General features: G+C 73.0%; 4 protein-coding genes. 3 read left to right on the plus strand and 1 reads right to left on the minus strand.

The annotated features are described in order from the left end of the window. Positions 1 to 168: 168 nt before the first annotated feature. Positions 169 to 2,898 carry a penicillin acylase family protein gene (locus tag RKE29_RS26650; protein ID WP_312008212.1) on the minus strand — a complete coding sequence of 910 codons (2,730 nt, stop codon included), beginning with the start codon at positions 2,896 to 2,898 and terminating at the stop codon, positions 169 to 171. Between the two features lie 265 nt (positions 2,899 to 3,163). On the opposite strand from RKE29_RS26650, the gene RKE29_RS26655 reads away from it, so the two are divergent. The 3 genes from RKE29_RS26655 (at position 3,164) to RKE29_RS26665 (ending at position 6,319) form a co-directional block, all read left to right on the plus strand. After that, positions 3,164 to 4,657 carry a potassium/proton antiporter gene (locus RKE29_RS26655; RefSeq protein WP_312008216.1) on the plus strand — a complete coding sequence of 498 codons (1,494 nt, stop codon included), beginning with the start codon at positions 3,164 to 3,166 and terminating at the stop codon, positions 4,655 to 4,657. A gap of 255 nt (positions 4,658 to 4,912) precedes the next feature. Beyond that, positions 4,913 to 5,269 carry an FmdB family zinc ribbon protein gene (locus RKE29_RS26660; RefSeq protein ID WP_312008213.1) on the plus strand — a complete coding sequence of 119 codons (357 nt, stop codon included), beginning with the start codon at positions 4,913 to 4,915 and terminating at the stop codon, positions 5,267 to 5,269. 198 nt (positions 5,270 to 5,467) lie between these two features. Continuing rightward, a complete protein-coding gene (locus RKE29_RS26665) occupies positions 5,468 to 6,319 on the plus strand; it encodes an S-methyl-5'-thioadenosine phosphorylase (RefSeq protein ID WP_312008214.1) in 852 nt (283 codons plus the stop codon). Positions 6,320 to 7,008: the final 689 nt, after the last annotated feature.

The following is a 7,008-nucleotide window of genomic DNA, read 5'->3' on the forward strand; positions in this document are numbered from 1 at the left end:
CGGAGGCCGCGCGGACGCCGGTGCGCCGTACGCCCCGGCCCCGGCCCCGGCGGCGCCCCGGCGGCCCCTGGACGGCGTACGGCGGCGGCTCAGGCGGCCGCGAGGGCCCGGCGGCGGGCCCGCGTGGAGGCGGCCCAGGCGGAGGCGTACGGCCGGATCCGGACCGGCCTACGGGGTGAGGGCGAGCTTGTCGTCCGTGGCCGCGTCCACGGCCCGCTCGCTGAAGGCCCACGGCAGCAGCTCGCCCTTGGCCCACTTGCGCGTCTGGTCGGTGTAGTGGGCGTGGAAGGCGTGCCCCGAGGCGCCGGCGAGGTTGATCCACCGCGACTTGTCGAGGTCCTGGAGGTTGACGACCATGCGCATGGACGGCACCCAGGACACGCCGTAGCCGCCCGCCGCGTTCCAGCCGGTGGCGTTGACGGCGGCCTCGCCGCCGCTGAGGTTCCACGGGCCGCGGTTGAGCAGCCAGCGCACGACGCCGGGGCCGTCGGTGCCCAGGGTCTGGTTGCGCAGGGTCATCCGGTGCAGCCGGCCCCAGCTCCAGCTGTCGATGTCCTTGCCGAGCTTGGCGGTCAGCTCCGCGCGTGCGGCCTTCATGGCGCGGGCCAGTAGCTGGTCGCGGGTCTTGGTGGCCCGGTCGGTGGTGGTGGCCGACGCCTTCCACCAGCTGCTGCGGGGGTCCTTCAGCAGGCCGCGCACGACCTCGATCCAGCGGTCGCCGCCGTCCGGCTGCGCCGCCTGGGGGCTGCGCTCGCCGCACTCGGTCACCAGCCTGCTGTCGCCCTCCAGGTCGTCCACGGGGCCGGAGTCGTCGGCCGGGCGCACCCGCAGGCACTCGCCCTCGACGCGCAGCTCCTTGGGAAGTTTGTTTCCGAACGCGAGCAGAAGCGTGTTGCGCCAGACGGCGTTGAAGTAGGCGGCCGCCGCGGAGTCCGAGTCCTGCGAGTAGTCCCAGTCCTTCAGCAGCTGCTGGGCCTCGCGGACGAAGTCGTCCTTGACGGTGATGTCGAGCAGGTACGGGGTCAGCAGCCGGGCGGCCTCGCTGGCGTTGTCCATCTGCATGGACTGCATGTCGTCGGTGGAGATCTTGCCGCCGTCCTTGATCTTCGACTCGATCAGGTCGGTGATGCGCTTGCTGCGCGCGCCGTAGCCCCAGTCCTCGGTGAGCAGGTACGGGTACCTGCGCTGGTCGACGACGGCCTGGTTGGCGGTGACGATGTAGCCGCGGCTCGGGTTGTACTCCCAGGGCAGCGCGTCCTGCGGCACGTAGCCGGTCCACCGGTAGGCGGGGTCCCAGCCGGGCGCCGGGTAGCGGCCGTCGCCCTTGCCGCGCCGCGGGATCCGGCCGGGGGCCTGGTAGCCGATGTTGCCCTTGGTGTCGGCGTACAGGAGGTTCTGGGAGGGGACGGCGAAGTCGCGCGCGGCCTTGCGGAAGGCGGCGAAGTCCTTGGCCGTGTTCAGCCCGAAGACGGCGTCCATGGTCCGGGACGGTTCCAGCGCGGTCCAGCGCAGGGCGACCGCGTAGCCGTCGCCGCGGTCGGGGGCCACGTCGCCGACGGGCGCGCTCTCGCCGACGTCCCGCAGGACGTCGAACCGGTCGGAGACGATCGGCCCGTTGTTGGTGGTACGGACCGTGATGCGGCGGCTCCTGCCGCCCGCGACCTTGATGGTCTCCTCGCGCGTGGTGAACCGCACCTGCTTGCCGTGGTACAGGTAGCGGTCGGCGGTGACCTTCTCCAGGTACAGGTCGGTGACGTCGGCGCCCATGTTGGTCATGCCCCAGGCGATGTCCCGGTTGTGGCCGATGACGACGCCCGGCATGCCGGCGAAGGTGAAGCCCGCGACGTCGAAGGGGCAGGAGTCGGTCACGTCGGTGCAGTGCAGTCCCATCTGGTACCAGACGGACGGCAGCTGCGGGGCCAGGTGCGGGTCGTTGGCGAGCAGCGGCTTGCCGGTGGCGGTGTACTTGCCGGACACGACCCAGGAGTTGGAGCCGATGCCGCTGCCGCTCGGGCCGAGCGGGGTGGGCATGCCGTCGAGGTTCTCGGCCAGCGACGCCAGCTGGGAGCGCACGCCCTGCCCGGCCCCCGGCAGGCCGCTGCCGCCGGCCGAGGCGCCGGCCGGCGACCCCTTGGGGTCGAACTCCCCGGTGATGGTGTTGACGGCCCCGTTCTGGACCACGGGCTTGTTACGCGCGTACGGGTACGGCGGGTAGAGCTGGTCGATCTGCTTGCGGCTGAGCCGGGCGGCGGCGAGGGCGCGGTTGATCTCCTCGCGCATGTTGGAGCGCAGGTCCCAGGCCATGGCCTTGAGCCAGGCGACCGAGTCGACCGGGGTCCACTTCGGCGGCGTGTAGTCGTGGCGGAACTCCAGCGCCGCGTACTCGACGGACAGCTCCTTGCCGTGGTGGTCCTTGAGGTAGGCGTTGACGCCGTCGGCGTACGCGCGCAGGTAGCGCTTGGTGGTGTCCGACAGCTTGGTGTCGTACTCGCGCCGCGCCACCTCGTGCCACCCCAGGGTGCGCAGGAACGCGTCGTTCTTCACATAGTCGGATCCGAACATCTCCGACATGCGCCCGCCCGTGAGGTGGCGGCGTACGTCCATCTCCCAGAAGCGGTCCTGGGCCTGCACGTAGCCCTGCGCGCGGAACAGGTCCTCCGGCGTGTCGGCGTAGATCTGCGGGACGCCCTGGCCGTCGCGCTTGACCTGGACCGGGTTCTTGAGCCCGGCGAGCTGGAGTGAACCGGTCGTCTCCGGGAATGAGGCGCGTACCGTATCAATACTCCAGTACGTGCCGTAACCGACACCCCCCACCAGCAGCAGCACGACCGCGATCACGATCAGGCGGACACGGCGGCCCTTCTTCTTGCGGGAGGGACCGGTCTGGGTGGCGGGCATCGCTGTCCTTCGAGGGGGCAGGTGGTCCTGGTGCTGGAGCAACCATAGGCGCAGCCGGGCCGCCCTCTCCCACGGGGAGTCAGGTCCCCGCCCGGCGGCCGCGAACGGCCCGGTCCCGCGCCGGCGCGAGCGGACCGGAAGGGGTGGTTTCGCCCCCCGGCTCGGGCCCCGCGTCAAGAACCCGTAAAATATTAGGTAAGGCAATGAAGTACCGGGCGGCCGGCAGGTCGGTCTCCAGCCGGTACGCGGGAGAAAGGACCGGCCCCTGACTGTCCACCACCTCAACGAACTCCTGCTCATCTGCTCGCTCGTGCTGCTCGTCGCGGTGGCGGCCGTACGGCTGTCGTCCCGCAGCGGGCTGCCGACGCTGCTGGTCTACCTCGGCATCGGGGTCGCGATAGGCAACGACGGCATCGGCGTCACCTTCGACAACGCCGAGCTGACCCAGGTCCTGGGCTACGCCGCCCTGGTGGTGATCCTGGCCGAGGGCGGGCTCGGCACGAAGTGGCGGGAGATCAAGGGGGCCCTGCCGACAGCGGCCGCGCTGTCCACGGTGGGGGTCGCGGTGAGCGTGGGGGTCACCGCGGCGGCGGCGCACTACCTGGTGGGGCTCGACACGAAGCAGGCGCTGATCGTCGGCGCGGTGGTCTCCTCCACGGACGCGGCCGCGGTCTTCTCCGTGCTGCGCAAGGTGCCGCTGCCCGCCCGGCTGACCGGGGCGCTGGAGGCCGAGTCCGGCTTCAACGACGCCCCGGTGGTGATCCTGGTGGTGGCCTTCTCCTCGCACGGCGGCATCGACCCCTGGTACGCGCTGCTGGGCGAGATCGCCCTGGAGCTGGCCATCGGCGCGGTCCTGGGGCTCGCCGTGGGCTGGCTGGGCGCGTACGGGCTGCGGCACGTGGCGCTGCCGGCCTCCGGCCTCTACCCGATCGCCGTAATGGCGATCGCCGTCACCGCGTACGCCGCCGGCGCGCTGGCCCACGGCTCCGGCTTCCTCGCCGTCTACCTGGCCGCGCTGCTGATGGGCAACGCGCGCCTGCCGCACTGGCCCGCCACGCGCGGGTTCGCGGAAGGGCTGGGGTGGATCGCGCAGATCGGCATGTTCGTGCTGCTCGGCCTGCTGGTGACGCCGCACGAGCTGGGTGACGACGTGTGGCCCGCCATCGTGGTCGGCCTGGTGCTGACCGTGGTGGCCCGGCCGCTGTCGGTGCTGGTCAGCACGGCGCCGTTCCGGGTGCCGTGGCGGGACAAGGCGCTGCTGTCGTGGGCCGGGCTGCGCGGGGCGGTGCCGATCGTGCTGGCCACGATCCCGATGGTCGGCGAGGTGGCGGGCAGCCGCCGCATCTTCAACATCGTCTTCGTCCTGGTGATCGTCTACACCCTGGTGCAGGGCCCCACGCTGCCCTGGCTCGCCAGGCGGCTGCGGCTCGGGGAGCGGGAGGCCACCTCGGACCTCGGCATCGAGTCGGCGCCGCTGGAGCGGCTGCGCGGGCACCTGCTGTCGGTGGCGATCCCCGAGGGGTCGAGGATGCACGGCGTGGAGGTCGGGGAGCTGCGGCTGCCGCCCGGGTCGGCGGTCACCCTCGTGGTACGGGACGGGACCAGCTTCGTGCCGCTGCCGTCGACCGTCCTGCGGCGCGGGGACGAACTGCTGGTGGTGGCCACGGACCCGGTGCGGGACGCGGCGGTGACGCGGCTGCGGGCGGTGGGCCGGGGCGGCAAGCTGGCCGGCTGGCTGGGGGCCGCGGGGGACGGGTGACGGTGAAGGATCCGGCACGGCCTCTGTCGGGCGTGGCGGGCGTGGTGGGCGTACGGGGCGGGGCCGGCGGGGCCCTCCGGCGGGCCGGGACCGGCCGGGCTGGTCGCGGCCCGGCCGGAGGGTGGGGTCGCTCGGCCGGGGGTGTCCGACGTGGAATCGGTCACCCGCGAGCTCGCCGCAGTGGACGGCGGCTCCGGAATGCTGCACTATGGAGCGTCGTTAGCACTCGTAGAGTGAGAGTGCCAGGAGGAGCGCGTGCCGACCTACCAGTATCAGTGCACCGAGTGCGGTCAGGGCCTCGAAGCGGTGCAGAAGTTCACCGACGACGCCCTCACGCAGTGCCCCAGCTGCGATGGACGCCTGAAGAAGGTGTTCTCGGCGGTCGGCATCGTCTTCAAGGGCTCCGGCTTCTACCGCAACGACAGCCGCGGCTCGTCGTCCGGCAGCGCCGGAAACGGCTCGGGCAAGTCGTCCGCGAAGAGCGACAGCGGCACCTCGTCCGGCGGGTCGTCCGGCGGGTCGGACTCCTCGTCGTCGTCTTCTTCGACGCCCTCGTCGTCTTCGTCGTCCTCGTCGTCGGCCACGTCCAGCGGCGCCTCGTCGGCGGCCTGATCCGGGGCGGTCCGCGCGGCCGGGTTCCGGCCACGCGCGGAACGTCCGGTCCGAGGCCCGGGCACGGCCGGCTTCCGGTGTGCCCCGGCCCGGCTCCGACGTGCCCGCTGCCCGGCCTTGGCGCGCGCCCAGGCCCCTACCTGGTGCGATCGCGGGTTGCCGCCCCGCGGCCAGCCGGGAGTGGTTAGGGTGACCGGCATGGTCGAGACCAGCAGCAGCGCGCGAGCGGAGATAGGCGTCATCGGCGGCTCGGGGTTCTACGCGTTCCTCGATGACGTGACCGAGATCACCGTCGAAACACCCTTCGGACCGCCGAGCGATTCGCTGTTCCTCGGCGAGATCGCCGGACGCAGCGTCGCCTTCCTGCCGCGGCACGGCCGCAAGCACCACCTGCCTCCGCACCGCATCAACTACCGCGCCAACCTGTGGGCTCTTCGGGCGGCGGGCGTACGGCAGGTGTTCGGGCCGTGCGCGGTGGGCGGCCTGCGGCCGGAGTACGGCCCGGGGACGCTGCTCGTACCGGACCAGCTGGTGGACCGTACGAAATCGCGCCCGCAGACGTTCTTCGACGGGCAACCGCTCCTGGACGACCGGATCCCGAACGTCGTGCACACGACCTTCGCCGACCCGTACTGCCCGGTGGGACGCCAGGTGGCGCTCCAGGCCGCACGGGGACGGGGCTGGGAGCCGGTGGACGGCGGCACGCTGTGCGTGATCGAGGGCCCTCGCTTCTCGACGCGCGCGGAGTCCCGGTGGCACGCGGCGCAGGGCTGGTCGGTGGTCGGCATGACCGGGCATCCCGAGGCGGTCCTCGCGCGGGAACTGGGCCTGTGCTACACGACGATGACGCTGGTCACAGACCTGGACGCGGGCACCGAGACGGGCGACGGCGTGTCGCACGCGGAGGTGCTCAGGGTGTTCGCGACGAACGTGGAGCGGCTGCGCGAGGTGCTGTTCGACGCCGTGGGGAAGCTGCCCGCGAACGACGCGCGGGACTGCCTGTGCACGCGGGCGCACGACGGCTGGGACCTAGGGGTCGAGCTGCCGTAGCGGCGGGGGCTCCTGGTGGGTGACGGGCTCCTGAATTTCACTCACACGGGTGACCCGGTTATGCACAACTCGCTGGTAGTCCCCAGGGCCCAGCGGGATCGGACGGCCACGTGCATCGTGGGAGAGCCAGCTCTCGTCGGCTCCTCCCGCAGGTGGTGCTCGCCTTGTCCTTCCTCTCCCGCTCCCCTTCGGCCGGTGGACGGCCGCCGCGCACCGAGGCGGCTCACGCACGGCCGCCGCGCCTTCAGCCGGACCATGCGCGGCCACGGCATTCCCCGGCGGCCCGTCCCTCGTTGACCCGTCCCTCGTTGACCCGTCCCTCGTCCGCCCGTCCCTCGCCGGCCCGTTGCGAAGCGGGCCGCGCCCACCCCGCCGACNTGACCCGTCCCTCGTCCGCCCGTCCCTCGCCGGCCCGTTGCGAAGCGGGCCGCGCCCACCCCGCCGACGTCCCGGCGGACCCCTCCCACCCGGCCCGTACCGCGGGGGCGCGCCCGCCGGTCCCCGCCCCCGCCGAAACCCTCGTGGCCCGCCCCACTCCCCCGGCCCGCGAGGTGCCCGAGTTCCCGCCGGTGCGCGCGGCCAGGCGCGGGCGGCACCGGATGCGGCGGGCGGTGCGGCGCCGACGTCGGTCGATGGCGGCGGGGCTGGCGGTCACCGCCGCCGCGCTGGCGGCCGCGGCTCCGCGCGGC

The organism is Streptomyces sp. B1866 (assembly GCF_031932565.1).
Taxonomy (GTDB): Bacteria; Actinomycetota; Actinomycetes; order Streptomycetales; family Streptomycetaceae; genus Streptomyces.

Excerpts from the sequence above, each read along its gene's own strand:
- RKE29_RS26650 (WP_312008212.1), bottom strand. The coding sequence starts at position 2,898 with ATGCCCGCCACCCAGACCGGTCCCTCCCGCAAGAAGAAGGGCCGCCGT.
- RKE29_RS26665 (WP_312008214.1), top strand. The coding sequence starts at position 5,468 with ATGGTCGAGACCAGCAGCAGCGCGCGAGCGGAGATAGGCGTCATCGGC.